Annotated in this window: 16 protein-coding genes; 10 read left to right on the top strand and 6 right to left on the bottom strand. The window is 67.0% G+C overall.

The window, feature by feature from the left end; genetic code table 11:
* Positions 1 to 100 precede the first annotated feature (100 nt).
* The 10 genes from rpsA (at position 101) to QX051_RS28620 (ending at position 9,880) form a co-directional block, all read left to right on the top strand.
* Positions 101 to 1,810: a 30S ribosomal protein S1 gene (rpsA, locus tag QX051_RS28665; protein ID WP_315741235.1), complete on the top strand. Its 1,710-nt coding sequence runs from the start codon at positions 101 to 103 to the stop codon at positions 1,808 to 1,810.
* A gap of 219 nt (positions 1,811 to 2,029) precedes the next feature.
* Positions 2,030 to 3,010 carry a signal peptide peptidase SppA gene (gene sppA, locus QX051_RS28660; RefSeq protein WP_315741234.1) on the top strand — a complete coding sequence of 327 codons (981 nt, stop codon included), beginning with the start codon at positions 2,030 to 2,032 and terminating at the stop codon, positions 3,008 to 3,010.
* A gap of 169 nt (positions 3,011 to 3,179) precedes the next feature.
* Entirely contained in the window at positions 3,180 to 3,497 is a 318-nt protein-coding gene (locus tag QX051_RS28655) for an integration host factor subunit beta (protein WP_315716888.1), read from the top strand.
* 77 nt (positions 3,498 to 3,574) lie between these two features.
* The gene (locus QX051_RS28650; RefSeq protein WP_315778430.1) at positions 3,575 to 3,967 is read left to right on the top strand and encodes a lipopolysaccharide assembly protein LapA domain-containing protein; all 393 of its coding nucleotides are present in this window, start codon (positions 3,575 to 3,577) and stop codon (positions 3,965 to 3,967) included.
* A 77-nt stretch (positions 3,968 to 4,044) separates the two neighbouring features.
* Positions 4,045 to 4,704 carry a phosphoribosylanthranilate isomerase gene (locus tag QX051_RS28645; protein WP_315778429.1) on the top strand — a complete coding sequence of 220 codons (660 nt, stop codon included), beginning with the start codon at positions 4,045 to 4,047 and terminating at the stop codon, positions 4,702 to 4,704.
* Positions 4,701 to 5,924 (top strand): tryptophan synthase subunit beta, encoded by a 1,224-nt coding sequence (trpB, locus tag QX051_RS28640; protein WP_315778428.1) that lies wholly within the window; start codon positions 4,701 to 4,703, stop codon positions 5,922 to 5,924. The genes QX051_RS28645 and trpB overlap by 4 nt, the downstream gene beginning before the upstream one ends.
* Positions 5,921 to 6,757, top strand: coding sequence for a tryptophan synthase subunit alpha (gene trpA, locus QX051_RS28635; RefSeq protein WP_315778427.1), 837 nt, complete (start codon positions 5,921 to 5,923; stop codon positions 6,755 to 6,757). The genes trpB and trpA overlap by 4 nt, the downstream gene beginning before the upstream one ends.
* A gap of 94 nt (positions 6,758 to 6,851) precedes the next feature.
* Positions 6,852 to 7,790: an acetyl-CoA carboxylase, carboxyltransferase subunit beta gene (gene accD, locus QX051_RS28630; protein ID WP_315741229.1), complete on the top strand. Its 939-nt coding sequence runs from the start codon at positions 6,852 to 6,854 to the stop codon at positions 7,788 to 7,790.
* A complete protein-coding gene (locus QX051_RS28625) occupies positions 7,787 to 9,127 on the top strand; it encodes a folylpolyglutamate synthase/dihydrofolate synthase family protein (RefSeq protein ID WP_315778426.1) in 1,341 nt (446 codons plus the stop codon). Before accD ends, QX051_RS28625 begins: the two co-directional genes overlap by 4 nt.
* 12 nt (positions 9,128 to 9,139) lie before the next feature.
* Positions 9,140 to 9,880, top strand: coding sequence for a metallophosphoesterase family protein (locus QX051_RS28620; protein ID WP_315778425.1), 741 nt, complete (start codon positions 9,140 to 9,142; stop codon positions 9,878 to 9,880).
* Between the two features lie 2 nt (positions 9,881 to 9,882).
* On the opposite strand, the gene QX051_RS28615 is transcribed toward QX051_RS28620, so the two are convergent.
* From QX051_RS28615 to QX051_RS28590, 6 genes are all read right to left on the bottom strand, one after another.
* Positions 9,883 to 10,893 carry an ATP-dependent DNA ligase gene (locus QX051_RS28615; protein ID WP_315778444.1) on the bottom strand — a complete coding sequence of 337 codons (1,011 nt, stop codon included), beginning with the start codon at positions 10,891 to 10,893 and terminating at the stop codon, positions 9,883 to 9,885.
* Positions 10,894 to 11,035: 142 nt separating this feature from the next.
* Positions 11,036 to 11,356 (bottom strand): thioredoxin, encoded by a 321-nt coding sequence (gene trxA / locus QX051_RS28610; RefSeq protein WP_015663255.1) that lies wholly within the window; start codon positions 11,354 to 11,356, stop codon positions 11,036 to 11,038.
* Between the two features lie 98 nt (positions 11,357 to 11,454).
* Complete coding sequence (addA, locus tag QX051_RS28605; protein ID WP_315778424.1) at positions 11,455 to 14,928, bottom strand: double-strand break repair helicase AddA; 3,474 nt, start codon at positions 14,926 to 14,928, stop codon at positions 11,455 to 11,457.
* Positions 14,922 to 18,068, bottom strand: a complete 3,147-nt coding sequence (gene addB, locus QX051_RS28600) for a double-strand break repair protein AddB (RefSeq protein ID WP_315778423.1) — start codon at positions 18,066 to 18,068, stop codon at positions 14,922 to 14,924. The genes addA and addB overlap by 7 nt, the downstream gene beginning before the upstream one ends.
* 1,072 nt (positions 18,069 to 19,140) lie before the next feature.
* Positions 19,141 to 19,863 (bottom strand): nucleotidyltransferase family protein, encoded by a 723-nt coding sequence (locus QX051_RS28595; RefSeq protein ID WP_315778422.1) that lies wholly within the window; start codon positions 19,861 to 19,863, stop codon positions 19,141 to 19,143.
* A 156-nt stretch (positions 19,864 to 20,019) separates the two neighbouring features.
* On the bottom strand, positions 20,020 to 20,325 hold the full coding sequence (locus tag QX051_RS28590) for a PilZ domain-containing protein (protein WP_008963143.1): 306 nt from the start codon (positions 20,323 to 20,325) through the stop codon (positions 20,020 to 20,022).
* Between the last annotated feature and the right edge of the window lie 351 nt (positions 20,326 to 20,676).

Here is a 20,676-nt window from a genome sequence, read left to right as displayed (position 1 = left end):
GCATCACGCGGACGTCTGGGGATTTGTGGACCTCCAGGCACTGTCCATTCGATGCGCCGATCAACCCAAGCTGGCGAGAATGTCCGCATCTGGAGAACAAATGGCTTCGAGTACCTCTGCTTCTTCCTACAATCCCAGCCGCGATGATTTCGCCGCGATGCTGGACGAGTCCTTCACCAAGGGCAACCTGCAGGAAAGCTCCGTCGTCAAGGGCAAGGTTGTTGCGATCGAGAAGGACATGGCCGTCATCGACGTCGGCCTGAAGACCGAAGGCCGCGTGGCGCTGCGCGAATTCGCCGGGCCCGGCCGTGACAGTGAATTGAAGGTCGGCGACGAGGTCGAGGTGTTCCTCGATCGCATCGAGAACGCACTCGGCGAAGCCGTGCTGTCGCGCGACAAGGCGCGCCGCGAAGAGAGCTGGGGCAAGCTCGAGAAGGCGTTCCAGAACAACGAGAAGGTCAACGGCGTCATCTTCAACCAGGTCAAGGGCGGCTTCACCGTCGACCTGGACGGCGCCGTGGCCTTCCTGCCGCGCTCGCAGGTCGACATCCGTCCGATCCGCGACGTCGCGCCGCTGATGAACAACTCGCAGCCGTTCCAGATCCTCAAGATGGACCGCCGCCGCGGCAACATCGTCGTGTCGCGCCGCACCGTGCTGGAAGAGACCCGCGCCGAGCAGCGCCAGGAGCTGGTGCAGAACCTCGAAGAGGGTCAGGTCATCGACGGCGTCGTCAAGAACATCACCGATTACGGTGCGTTCGTTGACCTCGGCGGCATCGACGGCCTGCTGCACGTCACCGACATCGCGTGGCGCCGCGTCAACCATCCGACCGAGGTGCTCAGCATCGGTCAGACGGTGAAGGTCAAGATCATCAAGATCAACCACGAGACGCACCGCATCTCGCTGGGCATGAAGCAGCTGCTCGACGATCCGTGGCAGGGCATCGAGGCGAAGTATCCGCTGCAGGCCCGCTTCCATGGCCGCGTCACCAACATCACCGACTACGGCGCGTTCGTCGAGCTCGAGCCGGGCATCGAAGGCCTGATCCACGTCTCCGAGATGTCGTGGACCAAGAAGAACATGCACCCCGGCAAGATCGTGTCGACCTCGCAGGAGGTCGAAGTGCAGGTGCTCGAGGTCGACAGCGTCAAGCGCCGCATCTCGCTCGGTCTCAAGCAGACGATGCGCAATCCGTGGGAGGTCTTCGTCGAGAAGCATCCGACCGGTTCGGTGGTCGAGGGCGAGGTCAAGAACAAGACCGAGTTCGGCCTGTTCCTGGGTCTCGAAGGCGACGTCGACGGCATGGTCCATCTGTCGGATCTCGACTGGAAGCAACCCGGCGAGCAGGTCATCGACAACTACAAGAAGGGCGACATGGTCAAGGCCGTGGTGCTCGACGTCGACGTGGAGAAGGAGCGCATCTCGCTCGGCATCAAGCAGCTCGAAGGCGATCCCTTCGCCGAGCCGGGCGATGTCAAGAAGGGCGCGGTCGTCACCTGCGAAGTGCTCGACGTCAAGGACGGCGGCATCGACGTCAAGATCACCGGCACCGACTTCACCACCTTCATCAAGCGCTCCGAGCTGGCGCGCGATCGCAACGACCAGCGCACCGAGCGGTTCGCCGTCGGTGAGAAGGTCGATGCCCGCGTGATCCAGTTCGACAAGAAGGCCCGCAAGGTGCAGGTGTCGATCAAGGCGTTGGAAGTCGCGGAAGAGAAGGAAGCCATCGCGCAGTACGGCTCGTCCGATTCGGGCGCCACGCTGGGCGACATCCTGGGCACCGCGCTCAAGAACCGCGACTCGAAGTAAGCCTTCGGTTCGCGTGATCAGATCAAAGCCCCGGCGAAAGCCGGGGCTTTTTTTTGTTCCAGCGAGGCAGAGATGCGCGCTCTGTTCCGGGCGGATCGGGCATCCGGCCGCTTCGCCGCAAGCCTTCCTTTCTTCAAATTGCGCCGCGATTGATGTAATCGGATAACGAGATATTCAGGCTGCGGATGCAAAACGCGCCGAGACTTCCAGGAGCTGTCCATGTCGCTTGATTCGGATGTGATCGTCGATCGCCGCAGGCTGCGCCGCAAGCTGACGTTCTGGCGTGTCGTCGCGGTGCTGATTGCGATTGCGGCTCTTTCCGCCATCGGTCTGGCGATGTCGCCGCGCGGCCGCACCGCGCTCTCGACCTCTGGCTCGATCGCCCGCGTCAATATCGAGGGCCTGATCCGCAGCGACCATGAGCGCGTCGCGGCGCTGGAGCGGCTGGAGAACTCCTCGGCGGAAGCCGTCATCGTTCACATCAATTCGCCGGGCGGCACCACCGCCGGCTCCGAGCAGCTCTACGACTCGCTGGTGCGATTGAAGGCGAAGAAGCCGCTGGTCGTCGTCGTGGAAGGCCTGGCGGCTTCCGGCGGCTATATCGGCGCGATCGCTGCCGATCACATCGTCGCGCAGCAGAGCTCGCTGGTCGGCTCGATCGGCGTGCTGTTCCAGTATCCGAATGTCGGCGAGCTGTTGAAGACGGTCGGCGTGAAGATCGAGGAGGTCAAATCCTCGCCGCTGAAGGCCGCCCCCAACGGCTACGAGCCGACCAGCCCGGAAGCGCGCGCGGCGCTCGACGCCCTGGTCAAGGATTCCTACGCCTGGTTCCGCGGACTGGTGAAGGACCGCCGCGCCATGAACGATGAGCAGTTGGAGAAGGTGGCCGACGGCCGCGTCTTCACCGGCAGGCAGGCGATCGAGCTGAAGCTCATCGACGAGCTCGGCGACGAGAAGGCCGCCGTCGCGTGGCTCGTCGCCAACAAGAACGTCAAGAAGGACCTTCCGGTGCGCGACTACAAGCTCACGCCGCGGTTCGGCGATCTGACCTTCCTGCGAACGGCGACCTCGATCGCGCTCGATGCCGTCGGCCTCTCCGGGATCGCCCGCCAGATCGAGCGCACCGGCGTGGTCCAGGCGGTCGATCGGATTGGTCTCGACGGCATGCTCGCGCTCTGGACGCCCGCGCCGGGCAATTGAACCCGCCAAGACCATCCTCAGGGCGATCTTCCCGTTTTGCGTGTGCCATGGCGAGGCCCCGTACCGGGCCTCGCAACCCGATTCATGGCCGCGATGAATGATTTAGCGTCTTGACAGTCCAGCATATTTTCACGGAAATGGGACTTGTCTCCCCGGGTACATTTTCTCGATGATCAAATCCGAGCTTGTTCAGCGTATCGCCGAGCACAACCCGCATCTCTACCAGCGGGATGTCGAGAACATCGTTAATGCGATCCTCGATGAGATCGTCGCGGCGCTCGCCCGCGGTGACCGCGTCGAGCTGCGCGGCTTCGGCGCCTTCTCGGTCAAGCATCGGCCGGCCCGCGCCGGGCGCAACCCACGGACCGGAGCTCATGTCCCGGTGGACCAGAAGAGCGTCCCGTTCTTCAAGACGGGCAAGGAAATGCGCGAGCGGCTGAACCGGGACAATCCCGCCGGCGCCGCGGCTGACGACGCCGACGATTGAAGCATCTCGCGCCGGCCGTGCTAATCGTCTGCGGCTGATTTCGAGGCGAATCCCGCCTGACTGACACGAGCGAGCGCATGCGAAAATTCTTCACTGTCGTGGTCGTCCTTCCGCTGCTGGTGCTGTTCGTCATCTTCGCGGTCGCCAATCGGCATTTCGTTACCGTATCGTTTGATCCCTTCAACGCGACTGATCCGGCGCTTGCGGCGTCGGTCCCGCTGTTCGCCTTGATCATCGCCGTCGCGATCCTGGGCGTGATCGCGGGTGGCTGTGCCACCTGGATCGGCCAGCGCCGCTGGCGGCGGGCCGCGCGCCGCCATCAGGCCGATGCCGAAGCGGCCCGCGCGCAGGTGGCGCAGTTGAGCGCCGCGGCGCGTGCAAAACAGGGCTCTGCGCAATCTCTGGTTCCGGCTGCGCCGGCGCGGCTTTTCGCCCCTTATGGGCGAGACAAGCAGGGCGCCGCGTTGTAGAAGGCGCCAAAGCTCGGCGGCCTTCGAAGCCGCGGGCTTCTGGTGATCCCTTCCGCCCGGACGTGCGTTGTTCATCGATGTCCCTGATCGTCAAAATCTGCGGCCTGACTACGCCCGACACCCTCGCTGCGGCGCTCGACGCGGGCGCCGACATGGTGGGCTTCGTGTTCTTTCCGCCGTCCCCACGCCATGTCGGTCTGACGGCCGCGCGTGAGCTGGGTCGTGACGTCAGGGGCCGCGCGCTCAAGGTGGCGCTGACCGTCGATGCCGACGACACGACTGTCGAGAACATCGTCGAGACCCTGCACCCCGATCTCTTGCAGCTGCACGGACGTGAAAGCGTCGCGCGCATCCGTGACCTCAAGCAGCGCTTCGGCCTGCCCGTCATGAAGGCCATCCCGGTCGCGACCGCCGCCGATCTCGTGCCGCTGGCGGGCTATGCCGATGTGTGCGATCGCATCCTGTTCGATGCGCGGGCGCCCAAGGATGCGACCCGCCCCGGCGGCCTCGGTGCCACCTTCGATTGGCGTCTGCTACAGGGCCTGAAGCTCGATCGCCCGTTCATGGTCTCTGGCGGCCTGAGCGTCGACAACGTCGCCGAGGCCGTGCGGATCACCTGCGCGGGCGGCGTCGACGTGTCATCGGGCGTCGAGCGGGCGCCGGGCGTGAAGGATTGCGACATGATCCGGGATTTCATTCGCGCGGCGCGGGCCGCTGAAGAGTTGAGCGTTCAATGACGACAGCCATTCCCAATTCCTACCGCAGCGGTCCGGACGACCGCGGTCACTTCGGCATCTTCGGCGGCCGCTTCGTCGCCGAAACCCTGATGCCGCTGATCCTCGATCTGGAAAAGGCCTATGCGGAGGCCAAGGCCGATCCCGCGTTTCATGCCGAGATGAACGGCTATCTGAAGAACTACGTGGGCCGGCCCTCGCCGCTGTACTACGCAGAGCGCCTGACCGAGCATCTCGGCGGCGCCAAGATCTACTTCAAGCGCGAGGAGCTCAATCACACCGGCTCGCACAAGGTCAACAACGTGCTCGGCCAGATCATGGTCGCGCGCCGCATGGGCAAGAAGCGCATCATCGCCGAGACCGGCGCCGGCCAGCACGGCGTGGCGACGGCGACGCTGTGCGCGCGCTTCGGTCTCGATTGCGTCGTCTACATGGGCGCGGTCGACGTCGAGCGGCAGCAGCCCAACGTGATCCGCATGGAGATGCTCGGCGCCAAAGTGGTGCCGGTGCAGTCCGGTGCGAAGACCCTGAAGGACGCGATGAACGAGGCGCTGCGTGACTGGGTCACCAACGTCCACGACACGTTTTATTGCATCGGTACCGTCGCCGGCCCGCACCCCTATCCGATGATGGTGCGCGACTTCCAGTCGGTGATCGGCAACGAGACGCGCACGCAGATGCAGGAGGCCGAGGGCCGGCTGCCGGACTCGCTGATTGCCTGCATCGGCGGCGGCTCCAATGCGATGGGCCTGTTCCATCCGTTCCTCGATGATCCCTCGGTCGAGATCTATGGCGTCGAAGCGGCGGGCCACGGCCTGACGCATCTGCACGCCGCCTCGATCGCCGGCGGCCGCCCCGGTGTGCTGCACGGCAACCGAACCTATCTGCTGATGGACGAGGACGGGCAGATCGAGGAGGCGCATTCGATCTCGGCCGGTCTTGATTACCCCGGCATCGGCCCAGAGCATTCCTGGCTGCACGACGTCGGCCGCGTGAACTATTTGTCGGCGACCGACGAGGAGGCGCTTGCGGCGTTCCAGCTGCTGTCGCGGCTCGAGGGCATCATTCCCGCGCTGGAGCCGGCGCACGCGATCGCCAAGGTCATGGACCTCGCGCCGAAGAAGCCGAAAGACCACTTGATGGTGGTCAACATGTCCGGCCGCGGCGACAAGGACGTGCCGCAGGTCGGCGATATCCTGCGAGGAAGGGCGAAGGCATCGTGACCAGACGGATGGATGCGCGCTTCGCGCAGTTGAAGCAGGAAGGCCGCTCGGCGTTCGTCACCTTCGTCATGGGTGGTGATCCCGATCCCGAGACATCGCTCGCCATCGTCAAGGCGCTGCCGCAGGCGGGCGCCGATATCATCGAGATCGGCATGCCGTTCACCGATCCGATGGCCGATGGTCCGTCGATCCAGGCGGCGGGTCTGCGCGCGCTCAAGGCGGGGATGACCCTGAGGAAGACGCTGCAACTGGTGCGCAGCTTCCGCGAGAGCGATGCTGACACGCCGATCGTGCTGATGGGCTACTACAACCCGATCTACATCTACGGCGTCGACAGGTTCCTCGATGATGCGAAGAGCGCCGGCGTCGACGGCCTGATCATCGTCGACCTGCCGCCGGAGGAAGACAGCGAGCTGTGCATTCCCGCCCTGAAGGCCGGGCTGAATTTCATCCGGCTGGCGACGCCGACGACCGATGACAAGCGGCTGCCGGCCGTGCTCGCGAACACCTCCGGCTTCGTTTACTACGTCTCGATCACCGGCATTACCGGCGCGGCGGCGGCGGACTCCTCCGCCGTCGGTGCCGCCGTGGCCCGGATCAAGCGGCATACGGCGCTGCCTGTCTGCGTCGGCTTCGGCATCCGGACACCGGAGACCGCCCGCGCCATCGCCGCCAATGCCGACGGCGCCGTGGTCGGCACCGCCCTGGTCGACGCGCTCCGCGCCAGCCTCGATGCCGAGGGACGCGCGACCGCCAAGACGGTGAGCGCCGTCGCCGATCTGGCCGCTGCGCTGGCAAGGGGCGTGCACAGGGCGCAACAGGCCGCGGAATAGGCCGTCAACCACTATTCGACCGGGCGTCGCGGCCGTCTTGCCGTGACCCCGTCGTCCCGCCATATATCCGGGCGACCGCAACACGGAGCGACACATGAACTGGCTTACCAACGTGGTCCGGCCGAAGATCCGCAACATCCTGCGCCGCGAGACGCCGGAGAACCTCTGGATCAAGTGCCCGGATTCCGGACAGCTCGTGTTCTACAAGGACGTCGAGGCCAACCAGTTCGTCATTCCCGGCTCCAACTACCACATGCGCATGGGCGCGGTGGCGCGGCTGAAGTCGATGTTCGACAACGAGACCTGGTTCGACGTCGCCCTGCCCGAGGTGACGCCCGATCCGCTGAAATTCCGTGACGAGCGCCGCTATGCCGACCGCATCAAGGATGCCCGGGCGCGGACCGGCATGAACGATGCGGTCAAGGTCGGCTTCGGCAAGCTCGAAGGTATGGGCGTTGTCATCGCCGTGCAGGATTTCGATTTCATGGGCGGCTCGCTCGGCATGGCCGCGGGCGAAGCGATCGTGCGTGGCCTCGAGCTCGCGGTCGAGAAGAAGTCGCCGTTCATCGTGTTCGCGGCCTCCGGTGGCGCGCGCATGCAGGAAGGCATCCTGTCCTTGATGCAGATGCCGCGCACGACCGTGGCCGTGCAGATGCTGCGCGAGGCCAAGCTGCCCTACATCGTCGTGCAGACCAATCCGACCACCGGCGGCGTCACCGCGTCCTACGCGATGCTCGGCGACGTCCACATCGCCGAGCCCGGCGCGCTGATCGGGTTCGCCGGCGCCCGGGTGATCGAGCAGACCATTCGCGAGAAGCTGCCCGAAGGTTTCCAGCGCGCTGAATACCTCCTGGACCACGGCATGGTCGACATGGTCGTGCATCGTCATGACCTGCGCCCGACCCTGGCGCGGCTGTGTCGCCTGCTGACCAAGGCGCCGGCTGTCGAACACGCCAAGCCCGCGCCGCAGCTGCCGCCGCCCGCGAAGGCCGTTGAGGCGGCGGATGCGCCGGCGGTCGCGCCGACCGCGTGAACGATCTCGCCAAGTCACCGCCCTCGCTCGACGAGTTGATCGCGCGGCTGTCCGTGCTGCATCCGAGCAAGATTTCGCTCGGGCTCGAACGCATGCACCGGCTGCTCGGCCAGCTCGGTCATCCCGAGCGCAAGCTGCCGCCGGTGATCCACGTCGCCGGCACCAACGGCAAGGGCTCCACTGTCGCCTATCTCCGTGCCATGCTCGAAGCGGCGGGCCTGCGCGTCCACGTCTTCACCTCGCCCTGGCTGGTGCGCATCAACGAGAGCTATCGGCTCGGCAAGGTCGGCGGCGGCGTCCTCGTCGACGACGAGGAGCTGATCTCCGCGCTGCTGGAATGCGAGCGTGTCAATGCGGGCGCGCCGATCACCTTCTTCGAGGTCAAGACCGTCGCGGCGTTCGTGCTGTTCGCGAAGCATCCGGCCGATGTCGTGCTGCTCGAGGTCGGCCTCGGTGGCCGGCTCGATTCCACCAATGTGCTCGAGCAGGTCGCAGCGTCGGTGCTGACCCCGATCGGCATGGACCACATGGAATTTCTCGGCGACACCCGCGCGCTGATCGCGGCCGAGAAGGCCGCCATCATCAAGCGCGGCTGTCCGGTGATCTCGGCCGCGCAGGAGCCCGATGCCATGGCCGTGATCGAGCGTGAGGCCAGGCGCCAGCGCGCGCCGTTGTTTGCCGCCGGCGAGAGCTGGCACGTCAGTGTCGAGCGCAACCGGCTGGTCTATCAGGACGACCGTGGTCTTCTTGATCTTCCGGCGCCAAAACTGTTCGGCCGGCATCAGTTCGACAATGCGGGCCTTGCGATCGCAACCTTGCGCGCGGTCGATCAGTTCAAGCTCACCACCAAGGCGTTCGAGGACGGCATCGTCGGCGCTGAATGGCCGGCACGCATGCAGCGGCTGTCGAGCGGTGCGCTCACCGCCATCGCCCCGCAGGGCGCGGAGATCTGGCTCGATGGCGGCCACAACGCGGACGGCGGCCGCGTCGTTGCGGCGGCGATCGGCGACCTCGAGGAACGCGTGTCGCGGCAGCTCGTCGTGATCGTCGGGATGATGGGCAACAAGGATGCGGCGGCGTTCCTCGCCAATTTCGCGGGCCTGACGCGGCACATCATCGTCGTGCCGATACCCAATGAGAGCAAGGCGATGGCGCCGGCTGATCTGGCCGCCGCCGCGCGCACGCTCGGCATGCGCGTCGAGATCGCCGATGGCGTCGCGTCCGCGCTCGCCAGCATCGCGCGGCTTGCCTATGAGGTCCCGCCGCGTATCCTGATCACGGGGTCGCTCTATCTCGCAGGGCACGTGCTCGACCTCAACGGCACGCCGCCGACCTGAGGGGAATAGCGCATGCGCTTTGCCGCGATCGCAGACGTCCACGGCAACCATCTCGCGCTCGAAGCCGTGCTGGCCGACATCCGGGCGCAAGGCGTGACTGATATCGTCAACCTCGGCGACATGGCCAGTGGTCCGCTCGACGCGCGCAAGACAATGGACTTGCTGATGCCGCTCGAGGCGATGCATGTGCGCGGCAATCATGACCGCTGGCTGATCGATCGGCCGCCGGAGAAGATGGGGGCTTGGGAGCGACCCGCCTACGCCCAGCTCGAAGCTGATCATCTCGACTGGCTGCGCGCGATCCCGGCAACCGCCGTCTATCGGGACCAGGCCTTCCTTTGTCACGCGACGCCCGACGACGATAACGTCTACTGGCTCGAGAGCGTCGCTCAGGACGGTGCGATCACTTGCGCGCCGCTCGATGCGATCGAGAAACTTGCCGCTGATATCTCGCAGCCGCTGATCCTGTGCGGCCATACGCACACGGCCCGCGCGGTGCGCCTGCGCGACGGGCGGCTGATCGTCAATCCCGGCAGCGTCGGCAGTCCCGGCTATTCCTACGACGTGCCGTATCCGCATGTCGTCGAAGCGGGCACGCCCGATGCGCGCTACGCGATCCTGGAGCAGCGGTCGGCCGGCTGGAGCGTGACCTTCCGCCACGTGCCCTATGATCACCAGGCCATGGCCGCGCTCGCGCGCGCCAATGGCGACGGCGAATTCGCCGCTGCGCTCGCGACCGGCTGGATCCGCTGACCTCACGCGAGCAGCTTCAAGGGATCAGCAACCTTCTGCCTGAGCTGCTCGAAGGTGCATTGCCGCGGCGACTTGTCGGGGCGCCAGCGCAGGATCGAGGTGCCGTGGCGAAAGCGCTCGCCGGAGAAATGATCGTAGCAGACCTCGATCACCAGCTTCGGCTTCAGCGGACACCATTCCGCCGAGCGCTCGGTCGACCACCGGCTCGGCCCGCCCGGCGCATTGCCGGTGAAGCCGGGCGGCGAGATCAGCGGCTCGAGCTTGTCGGTCAGCGCGGGCTTCTCCTCCTTCTTGAGCGCGGAGGTGAAGCCGACGTGGTGCAGCAGGCCGTCATCGTCGTAGAGCCCGAGCAGCAGCGAGCCGACCAGCTTGCGCCCGTTGGCGCCCTTGTTGGTGGCGTAGCGGAAGCCGCCGATCACGCAATCGGCTGTGCGATAGCGCTTGATCTTCTGCATGCCCTCGCGGTTGCCGGCCTGGTAGGGCAGGTCGAGGCGCTTGGCGATCACGCCATCCGAGCCGCCGCCGGACTGCGCCAGCCAGCTTTGCGCGGTCGCGAAGCGCCTCGTCGCCGGCGACAGCCGGAAACTCGGATGTCCGGCGAAGTTCGCCTTCGCGAACGCTTCCAGCGCCGGCCGCCGCTCGTGCAGCGTGTGCGTCACTAGCTCCTTCTTGCCACTCGCCAGCAGATCGAAGGCCAGGAACAGCGCCGGCGTCTCCACCGATAGCTTCTTCACCCGGCTGGCGGCGGGATGAATCCGCTGCAGCAATGCATCGAACGAGAACGACTTCGCCTGCGGCACCACCAGCTCGCCGTCGAGTGTGAAGCTGGTCGCCTTCAGCTCGCGCGCAGCGGCGACAATCTCCGGGAAGTAGCGCGCGAGGTCCTCGCCGGCCTTCGACTGCATCGTCACCGTTGCGCCGTCGCGCGTCAGCAGGCAACGGAAGCCGTCCCATTTCGGCTCGTATTGCCAGTCCTCGCCGCGCGGGATTGCGTCCACCGAGCGCGCCTCCATGGCCAGCAGGCCGGATTTGCGGGAGGGCGAGCGATGGGCGCGGGCGGGCATGGCGACATCCGAAAACGCTGACTCACACCCCTCAACGCGAACGGCCGGCGATTCCGCCGGCCGCTCGACAAAAATCATGGTTCTCGACGCGTCACACCGCCGACGAGATCCACTGCTGCAGCTTCGCCTTCGGCGCGGCGCCGACCTGGCGCGAGGCCATCTCGCCGCCCTTGAACACCATCAGGGTCGGGATCGACATCACGCCGTACTTCGAGGCCGTCTTCGGGCTCTCGTCGACGTTCAGCTTCACGATCTTGACCTTGTCGCCCATCGCGCTCGAGATCTCGTCGAGGGCCGGCGCGATCATGCGGCACGGGCCGCACCACTCGGCCCAGAAGTCGACCACGACCGGGCCGTCGGCCTTGAGCACTTCGCTTTCGAAATCGGCGTCGGAAACCTTGCCAACGGCCATGGGATTACCTCGTTCGGTTGGAGGGAGCGGCGCGGACGCGCCGCCTCAGCGTGGGTGTCAAAGTAGGAATGGCGTGATGCCGGGTCAAGCGGGCTCACTCAGACGTGCTGGGATGGCAGCATGGCGTCCAGCGCGGAGGCCGGAAGCTCCATGAATTCAGCGGCTTCGGTCCAGAGCAGGGCGGCCCGGACGGCGCGCCCGGGGTACAATTGGCTGAGCACGGCGCGGTACAGCGCGAGCTGCCGGACATAGGCTGGGGGCACCTCGGCCAGCTCCGCGGGCGGCTGCTGGTTGGTCTTGAAGTCGACGATCAGCACCTCGGCCTCGGTCACCACCAGTCGGTCGATCTGGCCGGAGACCAGCGCCAGCGGCTGGCCGGCCAGTGCGAGGCGGCCCACGATCGAGACTTCCGCCCGGCTCCCGGCTGCGAACACCGCGGCAAAGCGCGGGTCTTCGATGACGGCGAGCACGCGTTCCGCGAGACCCGCGCGCTCGTCGTCCGGCCAGTCGGCGGCATTGCGAACCAGATATCGCAGCGCGGCGTCGCGGCGCCGCTCCGGCAGCACGTCGGGCAGCGACTGCAGCAGGCGATGCACCAGCGTGCCGCGCTGCATCGCAAGACTGCGCGCCGCCAGCGATTCGCCCGTGCGCACCGGCCGCTCGTCGGCGGATGGATCGGACGGCCTGAGCACGGCGACCTCGCCGGGCGCCTCCGCCGCCGCCGTACGCAGCCACGCCGGCAGCTCGACGGCCGTCTCCACCATGCGTCGCGTTTCGTCAGCAGCGGTTTCCGCGATGTCCTCGGCCCGCGCATAGCGCTTGACCGGTCCGTCTTCGGTTTCGATCACCTCGACCTGCAGCTCCGCGGCATCGAGCCCGCGGGCCATCAAGTCGTACCAGCTGCCGCCGCGGACATTGTTCATGTTGCCCGGCATGCAGCCGCCGATGACCAGCCGATCCGCGGCGCGTGTCATCGCGACATAGAGCAGCCGGCGATATTCGTCCTCGGTCTCCTTGAGCATTGCCACGCGTGCCGCCGCGACGGGCTGCGGATCGTCGGCCTTGCGGCCGGCCCAGACCACGATCTCCTGCTCGCCATGCGGCACGTGGATCAGCCGCAGCCGCTGCGAATCCGCTGGCGACGAGGTGGTGTCGACCAGGAAGACGACGGACGCCTCGAGGCCCTTGGCGCCGTGCACGGTCATCACCCTGATCTCGTCGCGCGAGATCTCCATGTCGCGCTTCACCTCGGTGTCGGCGGCGCGCAGCCAGGCGACGAAGCCCTGCAGCGAGGCCGGCGCCTTGCGCTCGTAGGACAGCGCGAGCTCGAGGAATTCGTCGAGGGCGTCATTGGCCTCGTGACCCAGCCGCGCCAGGACGCGTCGCCGGCCGCCATCGCCGCCGAGCAGCCAGGCATAGAAGGCGAACGGCGTGTCCTCCGCGGCGCGGCGCTCACATTGTTGCAAGCGCCGTACGACCGCCTGCAGCCGCTCGTCGTCGGCTGCATGCGCGGCGAGCGCCTCGCGCAACGACCCGCGGCGCTGCCAGGCGAGCTTGAACAGATCGTCGTCGTCGAGCCCGAACAACGGGCTCTTCAGCGCGGTCGCCAGCGCCAGATCGTCCTGCGGTAGCAGCAGCGCGTCGGCGAGGTTCATCAGGTCGATGATGGCGATGTGCTCGGTCAACTTGAGCCGGTCGGCGCCGGCCACGGGGATGCCGGCGTGCTTGAGCGCCTGGATGACAGCATCGAACGCGTTGCCGCGCCGGCGTACCAGGATCAGCATGTCGCCATAGCTCAGCCGCCGTCGCGCGCCGTCATGGCCGGTCATCGTGCCCGTCGAAATCAGCCGCTTGATCTCGGCCTGGATGCGCCTGGAAAGCTTGACCTCGGGGCTGGTGACGGAGACGCCGTCGAACGGCGCGCGCCAGCCCTCGATCTCCTTGCGGTCGTCGCGCTCGCACAGGCTCCACAGCTCGACCATGCTCGGTCCGGCATCGGTCAGCGCGTTGTGGATGGGATGGCCGATGTCGGGCGAGTGAATGCTGCTGTAGACGTCGCGCTCGCGGAACACGTGGTCGACCGCGTGCAGCACTGTCGGCCCGGAGCGGAACGAATAGGTGAAGGACACCGGGTCGAACAGCAGCCCGGCATCGGTGAAGCGCTTCTGCAACTGGCGCCGGCGTGCGTCGAACTCGTGCGGGTCGGCGCCCTGGAACGAGAAGATCGACTGCTTCTCGTCGCCCACCGCGAAGATCGTGCGCGTGAGTCCGTCGCGCGCGCCGGCGCCGGCGGTGAACTCTTCGATGATGTGGGCGACGATGTCCCATTGCCGTGGGCTCGTGTCCTGCGCCTCGTCGATCAGCACGTGATCGACGCCGCGGTCGAGCTTGTAGTGCACCCAGCCCGCCGAGACGCGGTTCAGCATCGCCAGCGTCTTGTCGATCAGGTCGTCATAATCGAGCAGACCGCGTTCCTCCTTCTCGCGGCGATAGTTCGCAGCCGCCGCGGTCGCGATCTGCAGCAGCGCCTCGGTGCGGTCGCGCACGACTGCCGCGCGGCGCTTCTCGATCAGGCGATCGAGCCGGCGCGCTTCCGATTCGAACAGGCCGGCGATGCCGGGTTTGGCGTCGGCGAACTTCTTGGTGAGCAGGGACTTCCGCGGCTCCTTGTCCTCGGTCAGGAATACGCGGAGATATTCATCGACCTGATCGGCGCCCGAGAACGCCAGCGCCGCGCGCAACTGCTCGGCCTGCTTCTGGTCGGTCTTGGCGCCGCCGTCGAGCCGGCCGGCGATGTCGGTCCAATCCCTCAGTGGCAGATTGGGGCCGTCGACAATGTCGCGCTCGATGGCTTCCAGCGTCTCGTCGGCGCTGATGCCGAGCACCTCGCCGAGCTGTTGCGCCGCGACCTCGACGCGCCCGGCGCCATCGGTCCAGGCCATGAAATGATCGCGGCTGAGACAGGCGTCGCGCACGACATCCTTGAAGGTCGAGTCCGCCGCATTGGCCATCGCCACCTGCAGCGCGCGGCCGACCGCGCTGTTGGGCGCCCGCGCGGCGTCGAGCAGCACCTTGAGATTGGCGCGCTCCATCATCTCGGTCTGGTCGCGCTCGTCGAGCACCGAGAACCGCGCCGGCACGTTGGCTTCGAACGGGAACTGTTGCAGCAGCCGCGTGCACAGCGCGTGAATGGTCTGCACCTTCAGCCCGCCCGGCGTCTCCAGCGCGCTGGCGAACAGCTTTCGCGCCGACGCCCGCAGCTTCTTGTCGGGGTTTGGGATGCCGGTGGATTGGATCGCGCTGTCGAGCGCGTCGTCGTCGAGCGTCACCCAATGGCCGAGCGTCGAGAACACGCGCTCGGCCATGTTGGCGGCGGCGGCCTTGGTGAAGGTGATGCAGAGGATCTTCTCCGGCGGCACGCCGTCGAGCAGCAGCCGGATCACGCGTTGCACCAGCACATGCGTCTTGCCCGAGCCGGCATTCGCCGACACGAAGGCCGACGCCGCCGGATTCGACGCGCGCGTCTGCGCCTCGCGCACGGCCTGCGGAATGGGGCGGGGCGCCTTCACCATTCTTCGACTCCCAGTCCGCCGGCCGCCGACCATTCCTTGATGCGGGCGAGGTCGTCATAGCTGCCGTAGCGGTTCGCCCACATCGACAGGTTCAGCGAGGTGTAGCCTTGATTGACATCCTCGAAGCTGCGGATCAGCGCTTCGAGCTTGGCGCGCGCCTCCTGCGCGGCCTGGTCCGGGTGCTGCGGCGTGTCGCTCTTGTTGATCTTCAGCTCGAGGATGCGCTCTTCGCCTGGCGGATTGTTGCCGGACAGCCTGACATAAACGAGCTGACTGATCATGCTGCCGGCCGGGATGCCCTCGAAGCCGCCTTCGCGCAGGATCGCGGCTTCGAGTGTGAGCTGCGGCGACAGCCCCATGCGCACCTGCTTGGCCGTCGGCGGCTGGCCAGTCTTGTAGTCGAGAATGGCGTAGGTGCCCTCGGCACGCTGTTCGATGCGGTCGGCGCGCGCCGACAGGATGAAGGTGCGGCCCTGATCCAAGGGAATGCCGATCTCGCCGCGGATCTCCGCGGTGATGGCGCCGATCTGCGCGCGCCGCGCGGTCTCCCACGCCGCGAACCAGCCGGCGATGCGCTGGAAACGCGGCCACCACAATGCCCGCGCCTCGGGCCGCTCCATCAGCGGCGCAAAGTGTTTCTCGCCGATGACGCGCAGCGCATGCGCCGGATGCAGCGGCAGGGCATCAGCATAAGTCTGCGTGAACTCGCCGATCGCCTCGTGAATCGCCGAGCCGCGATCAGCCGCCGACAGTGGCATGTCGACAGGATCGAGCGGATCGAGCCGCAGGATGTAGCGCGCGAAGATGGTGTAGGGATCGCGCAGCCAGTCCTCGATGGCGGTCACCGACATGCGCAGCGGCCGTGCTGCCAGCGGCGGCTTCGGCGCCGGCTGTTCGACCGGCTTCACCGCAGCCGGCTGGTCGAGCACCTCGGCATAGCGGACGTAAGTCTCGCCGCGCGCGGTCGCCGCCTTCCAGCGCTCGGCGCCGGCGACGGCTTCGAGACGGTGCAGGAAGCGCGAGGCCACGGCCGGCGCGCCGCCCGACTTTGCGGCGTGCGTCAGGATCACCTCGGGCGCGCCGAGCAGTTGTGCGAAATCGTGTGCTGATAGTCCGATGCGGCGCTCCGGCAGGTCGAGGCCGAGCTGATGCCGCATCGGGCGGCTGAGCCAGGGATCGATGCGCGGCGCCGGCGGCCATATGCCCTCGATCAGGCCGCCGACGATCATGCGGTCGGCCTGCATCAGTCGCGCTTCGAGCGGACCGTAGATCTGCAGCTGCGCACCGTGGCGCTCGGGCCGGCGCACCGCCCGATCGGAGAAGGCGGTATGGAACAGATCCGGATAGTCCGACAGCGGCGCCATCAGGCCGCAGCGCTCGCCGGACGCGAGCAGGTCGTCGAAGCAGCGCGACAGCGCGGCGCCGTCGCGATCGGTGAAGGCGGTGCTGAGACCGACATCGTCGGTCGACAACGCGATCAGCACCTCGCGATGCCGCGCGGCGAGCTCGGCGAAATCCTGCGGGCGCGGCGAGGCGAGGTTTTCGAGCGGCGCCAAGGCCGTCTGCAATTGCGCGATCAGCCCGCCGGCGCGGTCGAGCTGCTCGGGACTGAGACGCGCGCGCGGCTCGGCCTTGTGCAGCGATGATGCTTCGCCCTGGTGCAGCTTGGTGTGCTCGTCGCGGAAGCGCGCGAAGTCGCGCGCAAGCCCGCTGCTTCCGGCTTGTGGCCGCGTGCCGCGGAGCATGGCGAGCTCCAGCGTCTCGATGGCACTCCTCCAGCCATTCGCGGCGCGGCCGAGCCGGCACAGCGGATGCTTGAGCAGCGCCAGCAAGGTCGGCGGCTCCAGTCCGCGCGCGGCGGCTTCGGCGGCGAGGCGCGCGAAGATGCCGGCTGACGTCTCCAACAGCGCATCGCCGCCGGAATCGTCGAAGGTCAGATGCCAGCGCGTCAGCGCCGCCATCACGCGGCGCGCCAGCGCGCGGTCCGGCGTCACCAGCGCGGCCGACTTGCCGAGATGCCGCGCCTCGCGCATCGCGATCGCAATCGCCAGCGCCTCCATCTCCGGATTGGGGGCCGCGACGACAGCGAGATTGTCCATTGCTTCGGCGATGTTGGCGGCGATGTCGAACTGGCGCAGCCGCTCGTGCCACATCGCCGTCGCTTCCGACGGCCGCATCGCTTCTGAGATCAGCACCTCGCGGCCGCCGCGGCCGGTTGGGGCGAGACGGACCACGTCGCGCCGCTCCAGGCCGAAGCGTTTGAGCAGCAGGTGCATCGCATATTGCGGATGGTTGACGGCAGGTGGCGTCAGCACGCGGCCGCCGCGATCTTTGCTGCCGCCGATCGAACTCCACGCGGCTTCGTCGAGATCGGTGTCGAGCCCCGGCAGCACGACAGCACCATGCGGCAGCTTGGCGACGGCGAGCAGGAATTTTGCCGTGGCCGGCATCGAGCCGGTGGAGCCTGCGGCAATGACGGGACCATCGGGATGCGCCGACAGCCGCGCCGCTTCGGCCGCGATCAGCAGATCGCGCCGCGCCGCCGGCTCGATGCGCTCGATCTCCTGCAGATAGGCAGGCCACGCGGTCCGCGCGATGCGCAGGAACTCGAGCGAATACTGCCAGTATTTGTCGAGCTGATCCGGCACCAGCGCATCGAGCGCATCCCAGGACACGCCGCGCGTCACCATGTCGTCGATCAGCCGCGCCAGGTCGCCGGCCAGGGCCAGCGTCGAGGCCGGGCCGCCGATCACCAGCGGCGCCGAGACCGGCGTCTTGGCCCAGGCCGCGACCAGCCGCGCCAAGGTGAGCCGGCGCTGCAGGTCGTCGAGCCGTTCCGGAATCTCCAGCGGCGCCGGCCCGAGGAACGCGTCGCGATCCTCCGCGAAGGCGAGCTCGTCCTCGTCGATGTCGCCGAGCGCCACGAGCCGCGGCAGCACCGCGGCATCGGTCTTCAGCTCGTCGAGGAACATCTCGCGCGCCACCCGCAGGGAGCGCCGCGTCGGCAGATACAGCGTCGCGGTCGCGAGCCGGGCGGGATCGCTGCGCGCCTCGAAGCCGTCGACCAGCCGGCCGTCGACCAGCGCCGCGATCACGCTGCGCAGGAACGGCGCCGAGATGGGAACGGTGAAGACGCGCATGGCCTGCGATTCGGGTTGCTCGAGGCGTCTATATAGGGAGCGATCGGCCGCAGGTCATATCGGGGGTGTGGATGGGTGTTGACAGGTGCGGCTGCCTAGAACTTGCGGGTGGGGCAGTTCGCGGCGTGAAGCGGCGGTCCGGGATGACGTTCGCCACTCGGATGAAGTGAGGTGATCACGCGACCTCCGCATATTCGCCGTCGTCCCGGGCAAGCCTCTGACGGCGCGTCAGCGCTGTCGGAGGCGCCGACCCGGGATCCATAGCCCCAGGCTGATGTTTGTGGCGCGATGGTCATGGCTAGCCTACGCAACACGCCCCCCTGTGGATATGGGTCCCGGCCAAGCCCTGGCCTCGCTGCGCGATGCCAGGGCTTGGCCGGGACGACACTGAATATGAGGAAGCAGTTTCGCCCGATTCGCCATCTTAGGCAGGCCACCGACCGCGCCTCATGCGTCCTCATTCCCGCGACGCCGTCGCGCCCGAGTGATGCAAATCGTTCGCCCTCATCCGAAGCAAGGGCGCAGGGAAGGCCGGGCCTCGGCTGAGGCCCGTGGCCCCCGTGCGTGAAAGAGTGCACGGGGCAGGAACCACAGGTTCAGCCGGAACGACCCGGCCTTCCCTGCGCGATGGGTTGACGGCTTATACGTCCTCTCCTCGGTGTGCCGGCTTGTAGCCACCGTCGCCCGCGCGCGGCGTCAGCAGCGGCGCGAGCTTGGCATCAGCATCGGGATGCCGGGACCTTACGATTTCGCCGTCCTGCCAAAACCGTTCGTCGGCGCGCATGAGCACGCTGCGGTCCTGACAGGCCATCGCATCCCGCGCTCAACGTTCGTGACGACCGCGATACGCCCCTCGCAACGAGGCGGGATGCGCATGAGAGAACACGAATTCTGTAAAAGCGAAAGAAGAATTTTGTGCGCGTCGAATGCGACGAGCGGGATCGGGTTGAATGTGCGGACGAAAATAGTTTCTCGACGCAGATAACTTGAGCGATGCCAGCGCAGGGTCGGCGCCGACGAGGCGGAGCAAATCGCGCAATGCACCGACTTGATTCGCCCGTCGGGCAGTCCGCTACGCCGCACTCTCCATCAGAGCCTCTTCCGCTTCCGCCACCGCGGCCGGCGTGCCGACATGCATCCACACGCCTTCGAGGCGGAGGCCGAACAGGCGGTCCTGCTCGTTCGCCTTGTCGAACATCTTCGTCAGCGAGAACTCGCCCGACGGCGCGCCATCGAAGATCGCGGGCGAGATGATGGCCGCTCCCGCATAGACGAACGGCACCACCTGATGCTCCCGGCGCTTGCGCAAGGTACCGTCGGCGAGCATCGCGTAGTCGCCTTGACCCGCGTAGCCGATCGAGGTCGCGGTCGGCGCCATCAGCAGCATGATGTCCATGCGCTCCGGATCGAACGCGTCGGCGAGACGCGAGAGGTTCTGGCGCACGCCCTCGATCCACATCGTGTCGGAGTTGACGTGGAAGAACGGCTCGTGGCCGAGCAGCGGCAGCGCCTTGACGACGCCGCCGCCGGTGCCGAGCACCTGGTCGCGCTCGTCGGAGATGATCACGCGGGGCGTGCTGCGCGCGGCCGTGTGCGCGATGATCTGGTCGGCGAGATAGTGGACATTGACGACGGCTTCGGTGACCCCGGCTTCGGCGAGGCGGTCGAGCACATGGTCGAGCAGCGGGCGGCCGGCGACGCGCACCAGCGGTTTGGGCATCGTCTCCGTCAGTGGGCGCATGCGCAATCCGAGACCGGCGGCGAGGACCATGGCTTTGTGCGGCTTGACGGGCATCTCAGGCAATCTCGATCAAAGGTGGTACGCACGAATCATACCACGCAAAAACATCTATCGTCTCGGTCGGTTGCGATAGCCCGGCGCGATGACGAATGTGCGACGGCGGCGCCGTCGTCCCGATGCAGGATGCCGCAGGTGTCTCCCGGTGCGCCGTCAGGCCTCCGCTGTGGCGCGCTTGTTGGTCTTCTTCTTGCCCTGCTTCAGGAAGGTGACGCCGATCTGGTCGCCATTGACCCAGGCCAGCTCGCAGCGCCGGTAGGCCAAGCCGGTCGACGACAACAGCAGGAAGAACTCCTTCAGGTGCAGGCCTTCGACCGAGCCCTCGACCGTCAGCTTCGCCCCGGTCTCCGAGACGTCCTCAATGGTGCAGTTGCGCCGCCAGGTGCCGTCGATGCCCATCATGAAAGCCGGGATGCCGCGCTCGAAGACGACGCGTTCGCCCTTCATCCGCTCTGCCATCGCAACCTCCATTCATGCGCGGCGCGCAACCGGCGCCGCGGGCGCAAGGTAAGGGGGGATGGCTAAGAACCGGTAAAGCGACGCGGGTGGGTGGTTTTGGCGCGTCCTCTTCCCACAACGGCGGTCCGCTCCCCTCCCCCTTGCGGGGAGGGGTTGGGGGTGGGGGGGGCCACGGATGCTGAATTTGTTGGTTTACTCGGACCGGCAGCTGACAGCCGCCGGCGGTCATGATTGCCGCTGATGGCTAGAGGTCTGCGCTCGTCACTTTGAGTCTCGCCCTGACCGACCGGGTTGATCCCTGACATTTTGGACCGGGCTGATCCCTGACACTATTCGATCACTGCTGTGTTG

The sequence above is a fragment of the Bradyrhizobium sp. SZCCHNR1053 genome, from assembly GCF_032381235.1.
Lineage (GTDB): Bacteria > Pseudomonadota > Alphaproteobacteria > Rhizobiales > Xanthobacteraceae > Bradyrhizobium.
This window is presented reverse-complemented; position numbering and strand designations above follow the sequence as displayed.

What these genes read in the sequence shown, in the direction of transcription:
- rpsA (WP_315741235.1), top strand. Translation starts at nt 101, where the DNA reads ATGGCTTCGAGTACCTCTGCTTCTTCCTACAATCCCAGCCGCGATGAT.
- sppA (WP_315741234.1), top strand. Translation starts at nt 2,030, where the DNA reads ATGTCGCTTGATTCGGATGTGATCGTCGATCGCCGCAGGCTGCGCCGC.
- QX051_RS28655 (WP_315716888.1), top strand. Translation starts at nt 3,180, where the DNA reads ATGATCAAATCCGAGCTTGTTCAGCGTATCGCCGAGCACAACCCGCAT.
- QX051_RS28650 (WP_315778430.1), top strand. Translation starts at nt 3,575, where the DNA reads ATGCGAAAATTCTTCACTGTCGTGGTCGTCCTTCCGCTGCTGGTGCTG.
- QX051_RS28645 (WP_315778429.1), top strand. Translation starts at nt 4,045, where the DNA reads ATGTCCCTGATCGTCAAAATCTGCGGCCTGACTACGCCCGACACCCTC.
- trpB (WP_315778428.1), top strand. Translation starts at nt 4,701, where the DNA reads ATGACGACAGCCATTCCCAATTCCTACCGCAGCGGTCCGGACGACCGC.
- accD (WP_315741229.1), top strand. Translation starts at nt 6,852, where the DNA reads ATGAACTGGCTTACCAACGTGGTCCGGCCGAAGATCCGCAACATCCTG.
- QX051_RS28620 (WP_315778425.1), top strand. Translation starts at nt 9,140, where the DNA reads ATGCGCTTTGCCGCGATCGCAGACGTCCACGGCAACCATCTCGCGCTC.
- QX051_RS28615 (WP_315778444.1), bottom strand. Translation starts at nt 10,893, where the DNA reads ATGGAGGCGCGCTCGGTGGACGCAATCCCGCGCGGCGAGGACTGGCAA.
- trxA (WP_015663255.1), bottom strand. Translation starts at nt 11,356, where the DNA reads ATGGCCGTTGGCAAGGTTTCCGACGCCGATTTCGAAAGCGAAGTGCTC.
- addA (WP_315778424.1), bottom strand. Translation starts at nt 14,928, where the DNA reads ATGGTGAAGGCGCCCCGCCCCATTCCGCAGGCCGTGCGCGAGGCGCAG.
- addB (WP_315778423.1), bottom strand. Translation starts at nt 18,068, where the DNA reads ATGCGCGTCTTCACCGTTCCCATCTCGGCGCCGTTCCTGCGCAGCGTG.
- QX051_RS28595 (WP_315778422.1), bottom strand. Translation starts at nt 19,863, where the DNA reads ATGCCCGTCAAGCCGCACAAAGCCATGGTCCTCGCCGCCGGTCTCGGA.
- QX051_RS28590 (WP_008963143.1), bottom strand. Translation starts at nt 20,325, where the DNA reads ATGGCAGAGCGGATGAAGGGCGAACGCGTCGTCTTCGAGCGCGGCATC.